Here is an 18,790-nt window from a genome sequence, read left to right on the forward strand (position 1 = left end):
CGATCCGAACGCTTCGTTCCGATCGGAGCAGAGCGCATTTGCCGCCATCCAGGCCGAAGTCGGCGGTCGCTATGCTCCGATGCGAAACCCATTGTGATCACATGGATCCGATCCGCGCCCCCGCACGCGCGCGGGGAACGGCACGGTGGACGGGGCGCGGACTCCGACGGCGGACGACGACGAGGGAGCGGGGAGCACGTGTCCACCGAGGACCAGCGGCCCACGAGTACACGGCTGAACGAACTGGCACATCCGGGAGGAGGGGGCGGCCAGGGGCCCGGCGGCGACCTGGCGCACTCGGAGACGCAGAAGAAGAAGGCCGCCGGCTACATCGAGCAGCATCTGGGCCCGGACACCAGGAAGGCGAGCATCCTCGCCGAGGACGAGAGCGAGGCTGCTGCGGGCGGCTCGAACGCCACCGTCTGCACCACCGGGAAGCTGAACGGCTGGGAGGTGGCCAAGGGGCTGTCCCACCGGCTGAACAAGTGGAAGCGGAACTCCAAGCGGCTCCAGGGCCGCCTGGACGCCGAGCTCACCGGACTCCGGCAGACCAACACCCTCTTCGGCAACAACGAAACCGGCACCAAGGCGTCCTTCGACGGTATCTCCCCTCTCCACCGCAGCGCCTTGAGCGACTACGCGCCCGGCGCCGGCACCTCCCCGAACCCGGGCTCGGGCCGCCCGGCGGCGAAGAGCCCGATAGCGGACTTCTGAGAGCAAGAGGGCAAGAGGGGGAAGCGACATGGCAGTCGACTACGAGACGATCATCAGCACCAGCCTGTCGGGCCTCTCCCGGGCGGCGACCGCCTGGGAGGACATGGGCAAGCGGTTCGGGGACCTGCACGACGACTACCGCGACCACGTCAAGGCCGCGGTCGAGGCCGACGGCTGGCGCGGCGAGTCGGCCACGACGTTCAAGAGCCAGGCCCAGGTCACGCTGGAGGAGTACGCGGGTGCGCGCGACGAGGCCAAGGCCGTCGGCGCGCTGCTGAAGGAGGCGTACGGAACGCTCAACTCCCGGCGCGCCAAGGTCATCGAAGCACGCGACCAGGCCGTCGAGGCGGGCATGACCGTCAACCCGTACTCCGGCCGCTGTACCGCGGACCTCGCCAGGATGGACGAGGACAAGGCGGAGATCTACCGCAGAAACCAGCTCGCCCGTCAGGAGCTGGAGGATTCCTGGACGAAGAAGATCGCCGATGCGGTCAAGGACGTCCAGGACGCCGACGAGAACTTCCGCATGGCGCTCATGTCGGACCCGTCCGACGGCGACAAGGGTCTGCTGGACGGCTTCAACGGGGCGCTCAAGAGCGATGCGGGCGAGGCGAACGCCGCGCGCGCCGAGGAGCTGTACGACAAGATCAGGCGGGGCGAGAAGCTCTCCGGCGCGGAGCGGGGAGAACTGGACCTCCTGATGCGGGAGAACAAGTCCGACCAGGAGTTCAGCCGCACCCTCATCACCTCCCTGGGCGGGCCCGACGGCGTCATCCGCACGCACAACGAGCTGACCGACCGCGCGTACTACGAGGAGACGGGCCGGAAGAAGCACTACCTGAGCATGGACCGGCACCTGGCCGACGTCATCGCCACCGCCACCAGGGTCGAGGGCAAGGGCAGGGAGAGGGAGGAGGACCAGAGGTTCTACGACAAGTGGATGCAGGACCTCAGGGAAGCCGGTCTCAAGGAGTACGACGCCGAGATCGTCGACCAGGTCGGCAGCGACCAGAAGATGCGGGGTTACCAGTCGATCGTCACCCTGATGCAGAACGGCAGCGGCTACAGCGAGCGGTTCCTGCACGACCTCGCCGACGACGTCCGCGCCGCCGAGGACCCGAAGCAGAAGGGCGACCCCGATATCTGGGATCTCGACAGGGGGTTCGCAGGCACTGAGAAAGAGGACGGCACCTTCGCACGGGACGGGGTCAGTTGGTTCGCCAACGACCCCTACGACGGTGTCCTCGGCATCATGAGCAAGACCCCCGTCATCGCCACCGCCTACTTCGACCCTGACACCGCCGCCGGAAAGGACCGCCTGCTCTACCTCCAGAAGGAACGCGACTGGGATCTCGTCAACACCTCCGAGTACCGCAAGGTCGAGGTGCCCAGCCCGGACAAGGCCGACGCCGACAGCCACGTCGGCTTCGGCGCGGCCCTGGAGGCCGCCATGACCGGCCAGGTCCCCGGTGAGGACCCCCAGGGGGACCCCATGCGCCACAGTGAGGAACAGGCGCGCCTCCTGGAGCACGTAATCAAGTCGTATGCGGCGGTGGAGGATCCGGACGGGAGCGCCGGAGAGAAATTCGAGAGAGCGGTGATGCATGACAACATCCGCCGCAACATGGCGAATGCACTCGCCTACTACCCGGAGGATGTTCACGAAATATTGGGCATGAGGGTCGACCATGGGGACAGGGACGACGGTTCCGCGCGGGATATTTCGACAGATCCCAATGGTATTGACCTCGATAGAGGGACGGTTAGTCGCTTTATCCGTGATGTTTCAGAGGACGGGAGAGCCTTCCGAACGGTTCATGACTCCCAGATGCAGGTAATCGCTGGAGACATGGAGAAGCTGGACAGGCAAGACTTCGAGAAGGGGACCAATAGGATCCAGCTGGTTTCTCAGGTGAGTGGGCAGGTAATGGGGTCGCTGGATGGAATCCGAGCCGACGTAATCTCCTCTCAGCGAGACGATGAGCTTTCCAGGAATGGCTGGGATAAAGTATACAGCTACCATGTGATAGGGGCTCCGGTTACGGGTGTACCTGTGGTTGGCGACGTATTCCAGCGTCTTGTTGACATTGGCACGGGAAGGGAGCTCGATGAGGTCAATGCGGAGACCGAGGAGAGGTACAGGGAGGAGTTGATAAAGCACTATCAGCAGAATGGTTATCCGAGGCTGGAGAGGGCTCTCGCGGAAAAAGCCTTTGATTTGGGGCTTCCGAAGAGTTACTTGACGGACGAAGAGGAGGGGGTTTTCACGGTGAAGATTACGCCATGGGCTGCGGGTGGATACAATCATGGTATTGGCCAGGTAAAGGGTTCTATGGGGGGAGTTCCGTGATTCGGGACAGGGTGTTCGCGGGTGCAGTGAACCGGGGGTTGGGGTACTCCGCGTGACCGAGGGGCTTGGGAGGAGTGACTGGCGTACGGCTTTGGGGTCGGTCGGGATGGCCGTGGCCCTGGTGGCGGCAGCGATTGTCGGCTGGTGGTTCTGGGGCGGTGCCGACGGATCTGCGGAGCGGGAGGAGCAGAACGCCTTCTGCTGGAGCCTTGTGCCCGGAGGCGATTCGGAGGAGAGGGGATCGACGGCCGAGTGCGGGAACGCGCTGGAGACGGCCATGACGGGCCGGCCTGCGGGAACTCGTCCACCGGAAAAGACGCCTGAGCATGACGTCGAGCGTGTCCGTGTCTTCGAAAAGGTTGTAAAGGCTTACGGAGATCGCCTCCAGGGCGGACCTGGGGCCGTTCCTCAGGAAATTCGCCGGAACATGGCGAACGCCTTCAACTTTTACTCCTCGGATATTCGCTACGTCATCGGCCTGTACGGGGATCTTTCGAGTGACATGCTGGTGACCGAGCCGAACGACGTGGATATCGACAGGCCGGCGGTCGAGGGTTTTGTTCGAGGGGTGGCCGAGGACGGTGAGTCCTTCGGGGAAATCCACAGATTCTACTTGGATCTTGCCAGGGGCGATGTCGTCGAACTTGGTGAAGAGGACTTCCGGAAAGGAACGGTAGGAGCCGAGTTGGCGGCCCTGAGGGTAGGGGAATCAATGGGGTTCTTGGACGCCATAGGGGCTCAGGCGCTTGAGGGGCGAAGTGATGAGGGGGCCCGGAAGGGCTGGCTGGAGGGTTACGGAAGGACGGGTGGAGGAAAGGCTGAGGAAATTTTTTCCGAAAACCGGGACGGCGGGTACTTGGTGAATATTTTCCGGGAGCGCTCAAGTGGTCTGGGTGTCAGGTTCCCCGCATCGGAGAGCAAGGGGACGGGACTGCATCCGAAGATCCTTGAAAAGATCGCAGAAGGGTATGAACGGTGGGCCTGAGCTGCTGCGCGCGGGAGTACATTCTGATTCAAGGTATTTCTTAAGAGGCCGACATCCGGCTTGCTTCCTCTTGTTGTCTTCTTCGACGGTCCGTGCTCCGCGTACCGCCCCGCCCGGCCGGGGCCGGGCGGGGGTTGTCCTGGGCCTGTAGGCGGATGGTCAGGCGGCCGGATGACTTCTCACGGTGTTCGTCCACGTACCCGATGCGTTCGCGGCGCCCCGCCGCGTCAGCCGGTTCCGGGGATTTCCGCACCTACGGTTCCCGGTTTTCCCGGTTGTACGAGGGCTGTACGGGCCGTGCCGTACGGGAGGTACGGACGGGCGGCCGTCCCGGACGGACGGGGGGGAAGGGGGCGCCGGCGGGCGCGTCAGCCCAGGACCACGCTGCGCGTGAGGTTGCGCGGCCGGTCCGGGTCCGCGCCGGAGGACTCCGCCAGGGTGACCGCCAGGCGCTGGGCCCGGATCAGGTCGGCCATCGGGTCCAGCGCCCGCTCGCCCGTTCCCGGGCAGTCCGAGTCCGCCAGCAGCGCTCCGCCCACCCGCGCGATGTCGCCGGAGAGCCCCTCCGGCAGGGAGCCCAGCAGCCAGACGGCGCGGCCCGGGCGGGCGATCGCGATGGGGCCGTGGCGGTACTCCATCGCCGGGTACGCCTCCGTCCAGGCACCGGCCGCCTCGCGCATCTTCAGGGCCGCCTCCAGCGCCAGTCCGTACGTCCAGCCGCGCCCCAGGAAGGTCCACTGCTCGGCGTCCAGCGCGGCCGGGGGCAGCGGCTGGACGACGGCCAGCTCCGCGTCGACCGCCGCCTGCTCGACCGTCTTCACCCCGGCCGGCAGCGCGCCGTGCCGCTCCAGGCCCGCGCGCAGCAGGGCCAGCGCCGTCGTGGCGAAGCGGGTCTGGACGACCGACTCCTCGTCGGCCCAGTCCAGGACGGCGGTGTGGTCGGCGGCCTCCATCACGGGCGTGGCGGGGTCGGCGGTCAGGGCGGTGGTCGGCACGCGGCCCCGCAGGTGGGCCAGGAGGCCGAGCACCTCGGAGGTGGTGCCGGAGCGGGTGATCGCCACCACGCGGTCGTACGCGCGCCCGGCCGGGAACTCCGAGGCCGCGAAGGCGTCCGTCTCGCCCTGCCCGGCGGCCTCGCGCAGCGCCGCGTAGGACTGGGCCATGAACCACGAGGTGCCGCAGCCGGTCACCGCCACCCGCTCGCCCGGGCGCGGCAGCGCCCCGGCGGACCCGGACTCCACCGCCTTCTCCGCCCGTCGCCAGCAGCCGGGCTGGGTGGCGATCTCGGCGGCGGTGCGGGACTGCTCTGCGGCGGACATGCGGGTGCTCCTCGTGACGGGGGCGTGGGTCTGGGTCTGGGTCTGGGTGTGGGTGTGGGTGTGGTGCGGCCGGCGGTGGAATCCGATGGGCGGGTACACGCACGTGGATAGCAGCCCCGGCCTGGGAGAGTGAAGCACCGTTGTCGAAGCGATACGCGATGGGGCGCGGACCGTCCGGCCGCCGGGATGCGGTGTCCGAGCACGGCAGTAGGTTGGAGGGGTGAGCACCGGCAGCGAGCAGCCGAGCGGCGGCAACGGCACCGGCGGCCTGTCCGAGGAGGACGAGGCCGTGCTCGCCGTCGAGCGCCGCGGCTGGCCGAACCCCGGTGCCAAGGAGCGTGCGATACGCGAACGCCTCGGCATGTCCCCCACGCGCTACTACCAGGTGCTCAACGCCCTGCTCGACGACCCGCGCGCCCTGGCCCGCGACCCGGTCACGGTCAACCGGCTCCGCCGCCGGCGCGACGAGCGGCGCGGGCTGCGGTAGGAGCGCGGCACACGTCGGCGGCGGGGCCCGCGTCGGCGGTACGGACCGCGGCAGGTGATACGGCCTCGGCGGGCCGTCGCCGGAGGCGGTGAGGAGACGGCCGGCGGGTATGGTCCCAGGCATGGGCAGCCACTCCTCACACACCTTCCCGGAGCAACTCCCCGTACCGACCACCCCCGCCGGACGCGACGGGCTGGCCGCGCTGCTGGCCGACCCCGGGCGGGCCGTGGTCGCCCTCGACTTCGACGGGACGATCGCCCCGATCGTCCCCGACCCCGACAGCGCCCGCGCCCACCCGGAGGCGGTGCCCGTCCTCAGCCGGCTGGCGCCGCTGCTGCGGGCCGTCGTCATCGTCACCGGGCGCCCGGCCGGGACGGCCGCGCGCTACGGCGGCTTCGCCGGGGCGCCGGGCCTGGAGCGTCTGGTGGTGCTCGGCGCGTACGGCGCGGAGCGCTGGGACGCCGCCACGGGCGAGACCCGCACCCCGCCGCCCCACCCCGGTGTGGAGGCCGTACGCGCCGAACTGCCCGGTCTGCTGGAGAAGGCCGGGGCGCCGCAGGGCGTCCGGACCGAGGACAAGGGCCGCGCGCTGGCCGTCCACACCCGCCGGGCCGCCGATCCGCAGGGCGCCTTCGAGCTGCTGCGCGAACCCCTGGCGGAGCTGGCCGGACGGCACGGACTGGCCGTGGAGCCCGGCCGGCTGGTGCTGGAACTGCGGCCCCCGGGCATGGACAAGGGCATGGCCCTGTCGGAGTTCCTCCGTGAGACGGGTGCCGCCTCGGTCCTCTACGGCGGCGACGACCTGGGCGATCTGGCCGCCTACGACGCGGTGGACCGGCTGCGCGGCGAGGGCGTGCCCGGGGTGCTGCTGTGCAGCGGCAGCGACGAGGTCACCGCACTGGCCGAACGGGCGGACCTGGTCGTGGACGGCCCCGCCGGGGTGGTGGGCCTGCTGGGCGCGCTGGCGGACGCGCTGGGGGCCTGACGGCCCGGTGGCCGGCGGCCTCCGCACGGGGCGGCCGCGCGGAGCGCCGCGTGGGGTGGGTGCGGGCGCGGGCCCGCACCCACCCCACGCGTACGAGGTCCGGTGGGCGGCCGGCGGTCAGTCGCGCAGTGCGTTCAGCTGGTCCAGGAACCACTTCGTGGGCGGCAGGGCCGTGGCCGCCGCGGCCAGGCGCTTGGTGCGCTCGGCGCGCTCGCCCGCGTCCATCGTCAGCGCCCGGTGCAGGGCGTCCGCCGTCGCGCCGATGTCGTAGGGGTTGACGGTGATGGCGTCCTCGGCCAGTTCGGCGAAGGCGCCCGCCTCGCGGGAGAGGACCAGCGCGCAGCCGCCGTCGGAGAGCACCGGGATCTCCTTGGCCACCAGGTTCATGCCGTCCCGGATCGGGTTGACCAGGGCGACGTCGGCCAGCCGGTAGGCCGCCAGGGAGCGGGCGAAGTCGTCCTTGAGGTGCAGCTCGACCGGCGTCCAGTCGCCCTCGCCGTACTCCGCGTTGATCTCGGCGGCGACACGGGCGACCTCGTCGGTGTACTCGCGGTAGACCGCCAGGTCCTGCCGGGAGGGGTAGGCGAAGGCGACGTGCACGACCCGGCCGCGCCACTCGGGGCGGTCCTCCAGCAGTCGCCGGTAGGCGAGCAGGCCGCGGACGATGTTCTTGGACAGCTCGGTGCGGTCCACGCGCACGATCGCCCTGCGCGGCTCTCCGTCGGGCCCGCGGCCGATCTGCCCGCGCAGCAGCGCGATGCGGTCCTCCACGTCCGGCCGCCGGGAGCGTTCGCGCAGGAAGTCGGCGTCGGCGCCCAGGCCGTGGACGCCTATGCGCGTCCGGCGGCCCTCGTGGGTGACGATCATCTCGTCGCCGCCGTCGGTCACGGCGACCTCCGCGCCCAGCAGCTTCACGCAGCAGTCGGTGAAGGCGTTGGCCCAGCGCTGGGTGAGGAAGGCGGCCCGGTCGGCGCCCAGGATGCCGCGCAGCACCTCGGCGGCCACCCCGCCGTCCGGGTCGTCCGGCAGCATCCGGAAGTAGTCCGGCGGCGCCCAGGGGGTGTGCGAGAAGTGGCCGATGCGCAGGTCGGGCCGCCGCTCGCGCAGCATGGCCGGGACGAGGGTGAGGTGGTAGTCCTGCACGAGGACGGCCGCGCCCTCGGCGGCCTCCTGGGCCAGCGCGTCGGCGAACGCCGCGTTGTACGCCTCGTAGGAGCGCCACTGCCGTTCGAAGTCCGCGTCGAAGACGGGCTCCGTCGGGGTCTGGTAGAGCATGTGGTGGACGAACCACAGCACGGAGTTGGCGATGCCGTTGTAGGCGTCCGCGAAGACGTCGGGCGCGATGTCGAGCATCCGCACCTGCTGGCCGCCGGTGTCCGCCGGGTCCAGCTCGCCGCCGGTGCGGCGCACCGCCTCGCGGTCGCCCTCGCCCAGCGCCGCGCAGACCCACACCGCGTCGCCCTTGACGGCCGACAGGCCGGAGACCAGCCCGCCGCCGCCGCGTTTGACGGTCAGCTCGCCCCCTTCGCCGAGCGTGTGGGAGACGGGACCGCGGTTGGAGGCGACGAGTACCTGGTGCCGAGTGACCATGAGCGGAACCTAGCCGCTGTCCGTACCGCTCAAACGTGCGGTTCTCGTCACACGGTGGCCGGACGGGCCGGGACGGGCCCGCCGGAGTGCGCGGGGCGGCACGGGGCGGCACGGGGAGGGCGGGGCGGGAGGGGCGGCGGCGCACGCGGGGGAGCTCCCGCACCGGCCGGTGCGGGAGCGGTTGGAACGGCGCGCGCCGGGCCGGGTACGCACTTCACCGGCACGCGCCGGGCCGGGGTTCCCCCCTCTCAGGCCGCGGTGCGGCGGGCGGTGTACTCGGGGACGGTGCACATCGGCGGGCGCTCCTCGGTGTCCACCGGGTGGGTGTGCGGGACGAACCCGCCCCCGGGCACCCGCTCGAACTGCGTGAGCACCGGGCGTATCAGCGGGCCGCGCGCCTGCCGTACGTGGGCGGTGCGGTGTATCGCCGCGGCCATCCGCCCCAGCGCCAGCCCGTCCTGGTTGCGGTGCCTGCGCACACCGACGTCGACCTGCGCGAGCGCGTCGAGCCCGACGGTGTGCAGCGCGTCCACCAGCAGGCCCAGCTCGACGCCGTAGCCGACGGGGAAGCTGAGCCGCTCCAGCAGGGAGCGGCGTGCCGCGTACTCGCCGCCCAGCGGCTGGACGAAGCCCGCGAGCTGCGGCCAGTACAGGTTGAGCAGGGGGCGGGCGACCAGCTCGGTGACCCGGCCGCCGCCGGCCGGGCTGTCGCCGATGGCGCGGTCGTACATCGCCTTGACCATCGCCAGGTCCGGGTCGGTCAGCAGCGGTCCGACGATGCCCGACACGAACGTGGTGTCGAAGTCCCGCAGGTCCGCGTCGACGAAGCAGACGATCTCGCCGCTGGTGGCCAGCAGCGACCGCCACAGCACCTCGCCCTTTCCCGGCACCGCGGGCAGCCGGGGCAGCACCTCGTCGCGGTGCACCACCTTCGCGCCCGCGGCGGCCGCCACCTCGGAGGTGCGGTCGGTGGAGCCGGAGTCCACCACCACCAGTTCGTCGACCAGCGGTACCTCCTCGGTCATCAGCCCGCGGCGGATCGCGGCGACGATGTCGCCGACCGTCGCCTCCTCGTTCAGCGCCGGAAGCACCACGCTCACGCTGCCCGCCGGTCCGGCCGCCCGCTTGGCGGCCAGCAGCCTGGGCAGCGGGCGCTCGGCAGCGCTCCATGAGCGTCGCTCCAGCCAGTGGTCGACCTCATTCAGCACGTGTGCCTCCCTGTCCTCGGCGGTCCTCGGCGGTCCTCGGCGGTCTGGACACCCCCGGCGGCCCCGGTGTTCCCGGCTGCCCCGCCGTCCCGGCGGCCCCAGGCATTCTGCGGGACCGGGATCGCCCGGGTGTCCGTGCGGGGTGCCGGTGCGTGGTGTCGGTCTCTGCGTCGGTCTCCGCGCCGGTCGCCGTGCCGGTCGGAGTCTGTCGGTCGCGGTCGGACCGTGGTTGCCCGCCACCGGCCGTCCATGCCCGGTGGCGGGCATGTTTCCGGGGCATTCGCCAGGGCCTCGCGTTCCCGGGGCGGCCCGTGCCGCCCCGTGTGCCTCTCGTCTCGCGGTTCGGACGGCCGGCCTTGCGGCCGAGGGCTTCGGTTACAGTCTTGGACGACACGCGGGAGTTCCGCATCTTGGGGCCTCCGGCGTGCACAAACGCACCGGTCAGGCTATTGGCCGGCGCCATAGAGCTCATCCAGAGGGGCAGAGGGAACGGCCCGTTGAAGCCCCGGCAACCCTCCCGCCGGCACTCGTTCACAACAGTCCGAGGCCACGGTGGGGAAGGTGCCAATTCCGGCCTGCGGCGAAAGGCGTCGCGGGGAAGATGAGGAGAAAGGGCCTCGCCGACCATGGCTGTGCAGACTGTTGCAACCCACACCGACCTTTCGCTCGGTCCCGCCGCGGCGCTCTCCTGCCGCGAATGCGGTGAGCGTTTCCCGCTCGGGCCGGTCTTCGCCTGTGAGGCGTGTTTCGGTCCCCTGGAGATCGCGTACGACCTGCCCGAGGGCGACCCGGAGGAGCTGCGCCGGCGGATCGCCGCCGGTCCGGACAGCATCTGGCGCTACGCCCCGCTGCTGCCGGTCCCGGCCGACGTGGCCGGCAAGCCCAATCTGAACCCGGGCTTCACCAGGCTGGTCAAGGCCGACAACCTCGCCCGCGAGCTGGGCGTCACCGGCGGCCTGTACGTCAAGGACGACTCCGGCAACCCCACGCACTCCTTCAAGGACCGGGTGGTGGCCATCGCCGTCGAGGCCGCCCGGGCCTTCGGCTTCACCACCCTGTCGTGCTCCTCCACCGGCAACCTCGCCGGCGCCGTCGGCGCCGCGGCGGCCCGCGCGGGCCTGCGCTCGTGCGTGTTCATCCCCCACGACCTGGAGCAGGGCAAGGTCGTCATGGCCGCGGTCTACGGCGGCGACCTGGTGGGCATCGAGGGCACCTACGACGACGTGAACCGCTTCTGCTCGGAGCTGATCGGGGACCCGATCGGCGAGGGCTGGGGCTTCGTCAACGTCAACCTCCGCCCGTACTACGCGGAGGGCTCCAAGACCCTGGCGTACGAGATCTGCGAGCAGCTCGGGTGGCGGCTGCCGGACCAGCTCGTCATCCCGATCGCCTCCGGCTCGCAGCTCACCAAGATCGACAAGGGGCTGCGCGAGCTGATCGCCCTGGGGCTGGTCGAGGACAGGCCCTACAAGATCTTCGGCGCCCAGGCCGAGGGCTGCTCGCCGGTGGCGCGGGCCTTCAAGGACGGCCACGACGTGGTGCGGCCGGTGAAGCCGGACACCATCGCCAAGTCGCTGGCCATCGGCAACCCGGCCGACGGCCCGTACGTGCTGGACATCGCCCGCCGCACCGGCGGGGCGGTGGAGGACGTGAACGACGGGCAGATCGTCGACGCGATCAAGCTGCTGGCCCGGACCGAGGGCGTCTTCGCGGAGACCGCGGGCGGCGTGACCGTCGGCGTGACGAGGAAGCTGATCGAGGCCGGCGTGCTCGACCCGACCCTGACCACCGTCGTCCTCAACACCGGCGACGGCCTCAAGACCCTGGACGCGGTGGCGCCGACCACCGGACCGTCCGCGATCATCCGTCCCAACCTGGACTCCTTCCGAGAGGCTGGCCTGGCATGAGCGTCACCGTCCGAATCCCGACCATCCTGCGCACCTACACCGGCGGGCAGGCCGAGGTGCCCGCCGAGGGCGCCACGCTCGCCGAGGTCATCGCCGACCTGGAGAAGAACCACCAGGGCATCTCCGCCAGGGTGCTGGACGACTCGGGCAAGCTGCGCCGCTTCGTGAACGTCTACGTCGACGACGACGACGTCCGCTTCGCCGACGGCCTGCAGACGCCGACGCCGGACGGTTCGGGCGTCTCCATCATCCCGGCCGTCGCGGGCGGCTGCTGACCCGGCCGTCCCGACCTGGCCCGCCCCGGCCTGAACCGCTGCGATGCCGGGAGCGGCCCACGGCTCCCGGCGCCGCACGCGGGCGGCCCCGCCCCCCGGTCCGTACGACTCCGTACGAGGGGGGCGGGGCCGCCCGCGCGTCTGCTCCCGGGAGGGGGGCGCATACCGCGGACGGTGAACGGAATTGGTAATTCCGCCCCTCGGAGAGCGGTAGAGTGAGCGTGCCTCCCCCCGAATGCGCACTCAGCGCCCATGAGAACGCGACAACTTGCGTCTGGATTTGCCGGGCGAATTGTCGCGTTGGTCCGCTACGCCCGGCCCAAGTTGCCCTACTTTCCCGCCGTTCATGTGCTTATCGGCAATCCGGCGTGACCGGAATTCTCGTCTGACAGACCTGTTGCGGAGGGCGTCTGCCCAGATACATTCAGCCGCGGTCGACGCGTTCCGGCGCACGCCGCCCCCTCTCGCCGGGGGGTGGCAACTGACCCGGGTCCGCGGAGCGCGGGCCCGCGCAAGGGCCGGCAATAGGGGAGTTAGGAATGGCTCAAGGCACCGTCAAGTGGTTCAACGCGGAGAAGGGATACGGCTTCATCGCGGTCGACGGTGGGGCGGACGTGTTCGTCCACTACAGCGCGATCCAGATGGACGGATACCGCACCCTTGAGGAAGGGCAGCGGGTCGAGTTCGAGATCTCGCAGGGCCAGAAGGGCCCGCAGGCGGACATGGTCCGCGTGACGGCCTGAAGCGCCGGACACACGCACCACGACACACATCGGCAGTCAGACGGCACAGGAGGGCCCGCGTCCCCGCAGGGGGCGCGGGCCCTCCCGTCGTGCGCCCGCGCACCGGCGCGCGCCCGAGGCCCGCCCGTGCCCCCCGCGTCCGTCCCGTACCCGGGAGTACGGGCGCGCGGAACCCCTGACGCGCTTGCACTCGGAGGGGTCGAGTGCTAATCATTGGCGTTAGCACTCTGAAGGTGAGAGTGACAAAGCAAGGACCGGTTCGGTGAGGTCCGCAAGCCCGGTGGAGCAAGGAACCGCCGGGCCGGTGGGCCGTCCGTCGCGGGCGCCAGAGCGGTCCGGAGACATCCCAACCCGCCCCTGGCCTTCGGCATGGGGAACCCCAGGGAGGACCACTTCACATGGCCAAGATCATCGCGTTCGACGAGGAGGCGCGGCGCGGCCTCGAGCGCGGGATGAACCAGCTCGCCGACGCCGTCAAGGTCACGCTCGGCCCCAAGGGCCGCAACGTCGTCCTTGAGAAGAAGTGGGGCGCCCCCACGATCACCAACGATGGTGTCTCCATCGCCAAGGAGATCGAGCTCGAGGACCCGTACGAGAAGATCGGCGCCGAGCTGGTCAAGGAGGTCGCGAAGAAGACCGACGACGTCGCCGGTGACGGTACGACCACCGCGACCGTCCTGGCCCAGGCGCTGGTCCGCGAGGGTCTGCGCAACGTCGCCGCCGGCGCCAACCCGATGGCCCTCAAGCGCGGCATCGAGAAGGCCACCGAGGCCGTCTCCGCCGCCCTGCTGGAGCAGGCCAAGGAGGTGGAGACCAAGGAGCAGATCGCCTCGACCGCCTCCATCTCCGCCGCCGACACCCAGATCGGCGAGCTGATCGCCGAGGCCATGGACAAGGTCGGCAAGGAAGGCGTCATCACCGTCGAGGAGTCGCAGACCTTCGGCCTGGAGCTCGAGCTCACCGAGGGCATGCGCTTCGACAAGGGCTACATCTCCGCCTACTTCGCCACCGACATGGAGCGGATGGAGGCGGTCCTGGAGGACCCCTACATCCTGATCGCCAACTCCAAGATCAGCGCCGTCAAGGACCTGCTCCCGCTGCTGGAGAAGGTCATGCAGGCCGGCAAGCCGCTGCTGATCATCGCCGAGGACGTCGAGGGCGAGGCCCTGTCGACCCTGGTCGTCAACAAGATCCGCGGCACCTTCAAGTCCGTCGCCGTCAAGGCCCCGGGCTTCGGCGACCGCCGCAAGGCCATGCTCGGCGACATCGCCATCCTCACCGGCGGCCAGGTCATCTCCGAGGAGGTCGGCCTCAAGCTGGAGAACGCCGGTCTGGAGCTGCTCGGCCGCGCCCGCAAGGTCGTCATCACCAAGGACGAGACCACCATCGTCGACGGTGCCGGTGACAGCGAGCAGGTCAACGGCCGCGTGAACCAGATCCGCGCCGAGATCGAGAACTCCGACTCCGACTACGACCGCGAGAAGCTCCAGGAGCGTCTGGCGAAGCTGGCCGGCGGCGTGGCCGTCATCAAGGCCGGCGCCGCCACCGAGGTGGAGCTGAAGGAGCGCAAGCACCGCATCGAGGACGCGGTGCGCAACGCCAAGGCGGCCGTCGAGGAGGGCATCGTCGCCGGCGGTGGCGTGGCCCTGCTGCAGGCCTCCGCGGTCTTCGAGAAGCTGGAGCTCGACGGCGACGAGGCCACCGGTGCCGCCGCGGTCAAGGCCGCTCTGGAGGCCCCGCTGAAGCAGATCGCGGTCAACGCCGGCCTCGAGGGCGGCGTCATCGTGGAGAAGGTGCGCAACCTGACCCCGGGCCACGGTCTGAACGCCGCGACCGGTGAGTACGTGGACATGATCGCCGAGGGCATCATCGACCCGGCCAAGGTCACCCGCTCCGCGCTGCAGAACGCCGCCTCCATCGCGGCGCTCTTCCTCACCACCGAGGCCGTCATCGCCGACAAGCCGGAGAAGGCCGCGGCCGGCGCCGACGCCGCCGCAGCCGGCATGGGCGGTGGCATGGACTTCTGATCCGCCCGGCGGATCGGCGGTTCCCCACCGGGCGCGCACCGCGCGCACGGTGACGAGGGCGGCACCCCGAGGGGTGCCGCCCTCTCGCTATGTCCAGGATGTGAGATTTGGCACCGTGTCGTGGCCTGACCAGGAGGCGGCGCACCGGATAGCCTCCCGGGGGCCGCGTATGGGCGACCCCCTCCCGCGGTGCTTCCACTCTGTTTCCAGAGCCGAAACCACCCCACACGACTCCTGGACGGCAACGACGCGATGAGCACGCTCGAAACAGTGATCGTCGAGATAAACGATCACTTCTGGACCTACCTGCTGATCCCCCTGGTGGCTGTGGCGGGTCTGTACTTCACCATCCGCTCCCGGGCCCTGCAGATCCGGCTCCTGCCGGAGATCCTCAGAACGGTCGCGGAGCAGCCCCGCGCCGGGGCCGACGGCAGGAAGCCGGTCTCCCCGTTCGGCGCCTTCACCATCTCCGCCGCCGCCCGGATCGGCACCGGCAACATCGCCGGCGTCGCGGCGGCCATCACCGTCGGAGGGCCCGGCGCGGTCTTCTGGATGTGGGTGATGGCGCTGGTCGGCGGCGCCTCCGCGTTCGTTGAGTCCACCCTCGCCCAGCTCTACAAGGTGCGCGACCGCAGCAGGGGCGGCGAGGGCGCCTACCGCGGCGGTCCCGCGTACTACATGCAGCGCGGCCTGGGCAGGCGCTGGCTCGGCGTGCTGTTCGCCGTGATCATCACCCTGACCTTCGGGCTCGTGTTCACGGCCGTGCAGTCCAACACGATCGCCTCGGTGACCGCCGGATCGCTGGGTGCGGACGGTGACGGAGGCTCCGGCTGGATCGCCCCGGCCGTCGGCGCCGCCCTCGCCGTGCTGCTCGGCCTGGCCGTCTTCGGCGGAGTGCGCAGGATCGCCTCGGTCACCAAGGTGCTCGTCCCCGTGATGGCCGTGGTGTACCTGCTGGTGGGGCTGGCCGTCGTGGTGCTCAACTTCTCCGAGGTGCCGCGCGTCCTCGCCGACATCGTCGGCGGCGCCTTCGGGCTGCGCGAGGTCGCCGGAGGCGGCATCGGCGCGGCGATCCAGCAGGGCGTGCGCCGCGGCATGTTCTCCAACGAGGCCGGCCTGGGCTCCGCCCCGAACGCCGCCGCCGCGGCCGAGACCTCCCACCCGGTCAAGCAGGGCCTGGTGCAGACCCTGGGCGTCTTCTTCGACACCCTGGTGGTCTGCACGATGACCGCCTTCGTCATCCTCTCCGCCAACCCGGAGCTCTCCGGGCGCCAGGGCGCCGACCTCACGCAGTCCGCGCTGCAGGAGACCCTGGGCGGCTGGGCCGGCCATCTGCTGACGCTGGTGGTCTTCCTGCTCGCCTTCAGCTCGATGATCGGCAACTACTACTACGGCGAGTCCAACATCGAGTTCATCACCCGCCGCCGCTCGGTCATGCTCGGCTACCGGGGGCTCGTCCTGGCCGCCGCCTTCCTGGGCGCGCTGGGCTCGCTGAGCGTGGTGTGGAGCCTCGCCGACGTCACCATGGGCGCCATGGCCCTGGTCAACCTGCTGGCGATCCTGCCGCTGTCGGTGATCGCCTTCCGGCTGATGGAGGACTACCTCGCCCAGCGCCGCGCGGGTCTGGACCCCGTCTTCACCCGCGACCGCCTGCCCGGCCTGACCGGGGTGGAGTGCTGGGACCCGGCGCCCGCCGCGCGCGGCGGGGAGAGCGATTCCGTGCGGACGGGGGCGCGGAACGGCTGAGCCGGCCCGCCGTCCGGCGCGGGCGTACGGCGGGACACCCGTACGCCCGCGACGTCGGCCCCCGGCGCGCACCGCCCCTTCGGTGTGCGCCGGGGGCCCTTGCGTGCCCGTGCGCACCTCCCGTCGTACGCGTCCCGTCGTACGCGTCCCGCCGTACGGACGCGGAAGGACGGGCCGGGTGAGGGTGGGCTTCCGCCGGCGGCCGGCCTCCGGCGCCCCGCATGCGCGGGATCGCCGGGCGGCCGTCAGCCGCGTGCCGCCTCCAGGGCCGTGCGCAGCCGGCCGCCGGATTCCCTCAGCAGGCGCTCGGCGGTGGGGCCGTCCACCCCGCCCAGGATGGTGAGGATCGCGTTCTTCACCTCACCGCCGGTGGCCGCGAGGGCCGATTCGATCCGCTCGTCGCTCGCCCCCGTGGCCAGCGAGACGATACGCCGGGAGCGGGCCCGCAGTTTCTCGTTCGAGGCGCGCACGTCGACCATCAGGTTCCCGTACGTCTTGCCCAGCCGGATCATGGTGATGGTCGAGATCATGTTGAGGACCAGCTTCTGGGCCGTGCCCGCCTTGAGCCGGGAGGAGCCGGTGATCAGCTCCGGTCCCACGACGACCTCGATGCCGTGGTCGGCGGCCGCCGCCAGCGGTGAGCCGGAGTTGCAGGACAGCCCGACCGTCAGCGCCCCCAGCCGTCGCGCGTGCTCGACCGCGCCGACGGTGTACGGGGTGCGTCCGGATGCCGACACGCCGACCACCACGTCGCCGGGGCCCACGCCCAGCCCGTCGAGGTCCGCCGCGGCGAGGTCGGCGCGGTCCTCGGCGCCCTCGGCCGCGCTGACCAGCGCTTCGGGGCCGCCCGCGATCACCCCGACGACCTGGGAGGGATCGGTGTCGAAGGTGGGCGGGCACTCGCTGGCGTCCAGTACGCCCAGCCGCCCGGCCGTTCCGGCCCCCGCGTAGACCAGCCGCCCGCCGCGCGCCATCCGCTCGGCGGTGGCGTCGATGGCGGCGGCGATGCGCGGGAGCTGGGAGGCGACGGCGGTGGGGACGGTGGCGTCCTCCCCGTTCATGACCCTGGCGATCTCCAGGGTGGGGAGCCGGTCGATCTCGGACAGGTCGCTGCGGAACGCCTCGGTGGTGAGCGTGTCCAGTTCAGCGCGCAGCCGTCCGTACGCGCCGTCCGGGGCGAGGGGGCCGAGGGGGTCGCGGGAGTCGTCGGATGTGCCGGGATCGCTGGGATCGCTGGGATCGCGGCCGGGGTCACCGGGTCCGTGGCCGGCGGCGGTCGGGAAGGAGGTCATGACGGTGCGGCTCTTTCCGTTCTTCCGGATACCGGGGCCGGCCACCGGTGCCGGCGCCCGGGGATGGGTGTGGGGGGTTGGGCGGTTCTGCTCGGGCGGCCGGGGGCTCGTGCGGTCGCGGTCGCGGGGGTGGGGGGACGGTCAGCGCTGCCGGGGCGAGTGGCGGTGGGCCAGCGCCTCGTAGGAGGCCGACAGCGCGGGGGCGGCGGTCTCGTAGGTGCGCTGTGCCACGCCGATGAACAGGCAGTCCACGACCAGCAGTTGGCTGGTCCGGCTGGACATGGCCGCCGGGCGCAGTTCGCTCTCGCGCGCCGTGGAGGTGGTCAGCACGTGGTCGGCGTACTGCGCGATCTCCCCGTCCGGCCGGCCGGTGACGGCCACGGTGGTGGCGCCGTGGTCGAAGGCGACGCGCAGCGGTTCGATCACGTCCACCGTACGGCCGGAGTGGGTTATCGCCACGGCGACGTCGCCGTGGCGCAGTTGCACGGCGCCGGTGACGGCCAGGTGCGGGTCGGCGTGGGCGTGGGCGACCAGGCCGATGCGCAGCAGCTTCTGCGCCAGGTCCTGGGCGACCAGCGCGGAGGCGCCGGCACCGTAGACGTCGATCCGGCGGGCGGAGGCCATGGCGTGCACGGCCGCCTCGACCTGGCCGGGATCCAGCCCGGCGGCGGTGTCGGCGAGGGTCTGCCGTTCGTCGTGGGCGAGTTTGGCGATGACGTCCTCGATGGGGTCGTCCACGGCGATGTCGGCGGTCACCGACGGGGAGGCGCCGGACGCCTGCTGCGCGGCGAGTCCGGCCAGCGCCAGCCGCAGATCGCGGTAGCCGGGATAACCCAGCAGGCGCGAGGTCCGCACGACGGTGGCCTCGCTGGTGCCGGTGCGCTCGGCGAGGCCGGTGACGGTGAGCTGCGCGCATCCGGCGGGGTCGCCGGCGACGGCCTCGGCGACGCGCTGCATGGAGCGGGTCATCGAGGGGGCCATGGTGCGCACCTTGGCGGCGAGGGCGGCGGGTTCGGGGGGACCGGGGCGGCGGCCCGGCGCGGTGTCGCGGACCGCGCCGGAGAAACTTTCCTTCACGATGTCGTTCACACGGCGGAAGATATTTTCGCCGCGCGGGGCCGTCAAGACGTCCGCCGCCTTCCGCGTTCGCGGTCGGCGGGGC

General features: G+C 71.2%; 15 protein-coding genes and 1 riboswitch. Of the genes, 10 read left to right on the top strand and 5 right to left on the bottom strand.

Annotated features, from left to right (window positions below; translation table 11 throughout):
* Window positions 1-198 precede the first annotated feature (198 nt).
* Genes QPK52_RS15320 through QPK52_RS15330 form a run of 3 tightly spaced genes read left to right on the top strand, consistent with a single transcriptional unit; the run spans window position 199 to window position 4,049 of the window.
* On the top strand, window positions 199-714 hold the full coding sequence (locus QPK52_RS15320) for a hypothetical protein (protein WP_410538047.1): 516 nt from the start codon (window positions 199-201) through the stop codon (window positions 712-714).
* Between the two features lie 28 nt (window positions 715-742).
* Window positions 743-3,064: a DUF6571 family protein gene (locus tag QPK52_RS15325; protein WP_410538048.1), complete on the top strand. Its 2,322-nt coding sequence runs from the start codon at window positions 743-745 to the stop codon at window positions 3,062-3,064.
* Between the two features lie 52 nt (window positions 3,065-3,116).
* A complete protein-coding gene (locus QPK52_RS15330) occupies window positions 3,117-4,049 on the top strand; it encodes a hypothetical protein (protein ID WP_410538049.1) in 933 nt (310 codons plus the stop codon).
* A gap of 368 nt (window positions 4,050-4,417) precedes the next feature.
* On the opposite strand, the gene QPK52_RS15335 is transcribed toward QPK52_RS15330, so the two are convergent.
* The gene (locus tag QPK52_RS15335) at window positions 4,418-5,368 is read right to left on the bottom strand and encodes an SIS domain-containing protein (protein WP_410538050.1); all 951 of its coding nucleotides are present in this window, start codon (window positions 5,366-5,368) and stop codon (window positions 4,418-4,420) included.
* Between the two features lie 220 nt (window positions 5,369-5,588).
* On the opposite strand from QPK52_RS15335, the gene QPK52_RS15340 reads away from it, so the two are divergent.
* Both QPK52_RS15340 and otsB read left to right on the top strand, forming a co-directional pair.
* Window positions 5,589-5,855, top strand: coding sequence for a DUF3263 domain-containing protein (locus QPK52_RS15340; protein WP_093658895.1), 267 nt, complete (start codon window positions 5,589-5,591; stop codon window positions 5,853-5,855).
* Between the two features lie 121 nt (window positions 5,856-5,976).
* Complete coding sequence (gene otsB / locus QPK52_RS15345; protein ID WP_410538051.1) at window positions 5,977-6,840, top strand: trehalose-phosphatase; 864 nt, start codon at window positions 5,977-5,979, stop codon at window positions 6,838-6,840.
* A 117-nt stretch (window positions 6,841-6,957) separates the two neighbouring features.
* Here the strand turns inward: otsB and QPK52_RS15350 are convergent, their stop codons facing one another.
* On the bottom strand, window positions 6,958-8,430 hold the full coding sequence (locus QPK52_RS15350) for a trehalose-6-phosphate synthase (protein WP_410538052.1): 1,473 nt from the start codon (window positions 8,428-8,430) through the stop codon (window positions 6,958-6,960).
* A 248-nt stretch (window positions 8,431-8,678) separates the two neighbouring features.
* Window positions 8,679-9,638, bottom strand: a complete 960-nt coding sequence (locus QPK52_RS15355) for a glucosyl-3-phosphoglycerate synthase (RefSeq protein WP_410538053.1) — start codon at window positions 9,636-9,638, stop codon at window positions 8,679-8,681.
* 465 nt (window positions 9,639-10,103) lie between these two features.
* Window positions 10,104-10,246: riboswitch (SAM riboswitch) on the top strand.
* A gap of 18 nt (window positions 10,247-10,264) precedes the next feature.
* On the opposite strand from QPK52_RS15355, the gene thrC reads away from it, so the two are divergent.
* The 5 genes from thrC (at window position 10,265) to QPK52_RS15380 (ending at window position 16,336) form a co-directional block, all read left to right on the top strand.
* Window positions 10,265-11,545 (top strand): threonine synthase, encoded by a 1,281-nt coding sequence (thrC, locus tag QPK52_RS15360; RefSeq protein WP_410538054.1) that lies wholly within the window; start codon window positions 10,265-10,267, stop codon window positions 11,543-11,545.
* Window positions 11,542-11,820, top strand: coding sequence for a MoaD/ThiS family protein (locus tag QPK52_RS15365; protein ID WP_410538055.1), 279 nt, complete (start codon window positions 11,542-11,544; stop codon window positions 11,818-11,820). Before thrC ends, QPK52_RS15365 begins: the two co-directional genes overlap by 4 nt.
* 539 nt (window positions 11,821-12,359) lie before the next feature.
* Window positions 12,360-12,563 (top strand): cold-shock protein, encoded by a 204-nt coding sequence (locus QPK52_RS15370; RefSeq protein WP_004986573.1) that lies wholly within the window; start codon window positions 12,360-12,362, stop codon window positions 12,561-12,563.
* Between the two features lie 398 nt (window positions 12,564-12,961).
* Window positions 12,962-14,590, top strand: a complete 1,629-nt coding sequence (groL, locus tag QPK52_RS15375) for a chaperonin GroEL (RefSeq protein WP_093658907.1) — start codon at window positions 12,962-12,964, stop codon at window positions 14,588-14,590.
* Window positions 14,591-14,842: 252 nt separating this feature from the next.
* Window positions 14,843-16,336: an alanine/glycine:cation symporter family protein gene (locus tag QPK52_RS15380; protein ID WP_410538056.1), complete on the top strand. Its 1,494-nt coding sequence runs from the start codon at window positions 14,843-14,845 to the stop codon at window positions 16,334-16,336.
* 245 nt (window positions 16,337-16,581) lie between these two features.
* Here the strand turns inward: QPK52_RS15380 and murQ are convergent, their stop codons facing one another.
* Both murQ and QPK52_RS15390 read right to left on the bottom strand, forming a co-directional pair.
* Complete coding sequence (gene murQ / locus QPK52_RS15385; RefSeq protein ID WP_410538057.1) at window positions 16,582-17,628, bottom strand: N-acetylmuramic acid 6-phosphate etherase; 1,047 nt, start codon at window positions 17,626-17,628, stop codon at window positions 16,582-16,584.
* Window positions 17,629-17,769: 141 nt separating this feature from the next.
* Window positions 17,770-18,705, bottom strand: a complete 936-nt coding sequence (locus tag QPK52_RS15390) for a MurR/RpiR family transcriptional regulator (protein ID WP_410540342.1) — start codon at window positions 18,703-18,705, stop codon at window positions 17,770-17,772.
* Window positions 18,706-18,790: the final 85 nt, after the last annotated feature.

It is taken from the genome of Streptomyces sp. KL2, assembly GCF_046529545.1.
In the GTDB taxonomy this organism is placed as follows: domain Bacteria; phylum Actinomycetota; class Actinomycetes; order Streptomycetales; family Streptomycetaceae; genus Streptomyces; species Streptomyces radiopugnans.

What these genes read in the sequence shown, in the direction of transcription:
- thrC (WP_410538054.1), top strand. Translation starts at nt 10,265, where the DNA reads ATGGCTGTGCAGACTGTTGCAACCCACACCGACCTTTCGCTCGGTCCC.
- murQ (WP_410538057.1), bottom strand. Translation starts at nt 17,628, where the DNA reads ATGACCTCCTTCCCGACCGCCGCCGGCCACGGACCCGGTGACCCCGGC.
- QPK52_RS15335 (WP_410538050.1), bottom strand. Translation starts at nt 5,368, where the DNA reads ATGTCCGCCGCAGAGCAGTCCCGCACCGCCGCCGAGATCGCCACCCAG.
- groL (WP_093658907.1), top strand. Translation starts at nt 12,962, where the DNA reads ATGGCCAAGATCATCGCGTTCGACGAGGAGGCGCGGCGCGGCCTCGAG.
- otsB (WP_410538051.1), top strand. Translation starts at nt 5,977, where the DNA reads ATGGGCAGCCACTCCTCACACACCTTCCCGGAGCAACTCCCCGTACCG.
- QPK52_RS15380 (WP_410538056.1), top strand. Translation starts at nt 14,843, where the DNA reads ATGAGCACGCTCGAAACAGTGATCGTCGAGATAAACGATCACTTCTGG.
- QPK52_RS15365 (WP_410538055.1), top strand. Translation starts at nt 11,542, where the DNA reads ATGAGCGTCACCGTCCGAATCCCGACCATCCTGCGCACCTACACCGGC.
- QPK52_RS15325 (WP_410538048.1), top strand. Translation starts at nt 743, where the DNA reads ATGGCAGTCGACTACGAGACGATCATCAGCACCAGCCTGTCGGGCCTC.
- QPK52_RS15350 (WP_410538052.1), bottom strand. Translation starts at nt 8,430, where the DNA reads ATGGTCACTCGGCACCAGGTACTCGTCGCCTCCAACCGCGGTCCCGTC.
- QPK52_RS15370 (WP_004986573.1), top strand. Translation starts at nt 12,360, where the DNA reads ATGGCTCAAGGCACCGTCAAGTGGTTCAACGCGGAGAAGGGATACGGC.